Origin of the sequence: Candidatus Protofrankia californiensis (genome assembly GCF_900634765.1) — a bacterium.
Taxonomy (GTDB): domain Bacteria; phylum Actinomycetota; class Actinomycetes; order Frankiales; family Frankiaceae; genus Protofrankia; species Protofrankia californiensis.
Genome location: NZ_CAAAFT010000029.1, coordinates 11851 through 12870, shown reverse-complemented (window position 1 = coordinate 12870; position 1020 = coordinate 11851). Strand labels below are relative to the sequence as shown.

The 1020-nt window shown below is 74.1% G+C and carries 1 pseudogene; it reads left to right on the top strand.

Features of this window, described 5'->3' with window-relative positions:
• Nucleotides 1-1020 (top strand): annotated as a pseudogene (locus tag DD1DGNOD_RS26365) (sacsin N-terminal ATP-binding-like domain-containing protein); the annotation flags it as partial.

Here is a 1020-nt window from a genome sequence, read left to right as displayed (position 1 = left end):
GGCCAGCGACGTCGACGCGACGTCGCTGGCCCGCGCTCTCCTCGAGGGTCTCGACCCGACGCTTCCGCTGGTCATGCCCGGGCTCACCGAGGTCATCATCGTGATCGACGGCGTACGGCAGACCTTGACCTGCGCCTGGACGGATCCGGTGCCGGAAGGTGTGGAGATCGCTGTGCTCGGCGGCAGGCGCTGGCTCGGCCGGGTCCGACGCGGGATGATCCCGCCCGACCTGCTTGCCGACCGGCCGGTGGAGGAGCGAGTCCGCACCGGGTTCGAGGCGCGGGCCTTCGTGCGCGAGGGCGGCTGGCCCGAAAACGTCCCGAAGCTCGTCCGAGCGCCACAACCGACCGACGAGCAGCTGTCGTTGCCGGTGCTGGTCAGCGTGGGTCTGCCCCTCGAGCCGTCCCGCCGGCACACGATCGCCGGCCCACTGCGGGACTGGCTGGTGGACCGACTCGCCGAGGCGGTCGTCGACCTCGCCGTCGACCTGGGCAGCAGCCGGCTGCCGGCATCGGACCCCCGGCCGGCGCAAGCGCAGGCGCTGACGGCATCGGACGCCCTGCGGGCGCAGGTGGAGGCAGCCTGGGGCGCTCCGCCGGCACAAGCGCAGGCCCAGGCGGCGTTGGGCGCCCCGCCGGCGCCGACGGCCTCGCTCGAACTCGTCCCTACCGGGCTGCCGGTCGGCGGAGTCGATGCCAGGCTCCGGGAAGCTCTTGCCCGGCTTCTGCCGGACGCGCCGATGCTGCCCGGCGGCCGCCGTGGCGTCGACTGCGTCGTCTGCGACCTCGGCCCCGCAACCGATCCGATCACCGCGCTGCTCGCGGCTGCGACGGACAGTGCCGCCCCAGCCCTGAAGTCCGCCGACACCGCTGCGCTCGTCGACGCCGTCCCACCCGCCGGTCTCACCGACACCCTCCCGCTCACCGGTGACGACCCGCTTGCCGATGATGACGACCGCACGGGCGACCGTGTCGACGACCCAGGCGGTGCTGTCGACGGCCTGCTGCCCGCGGCCTACAC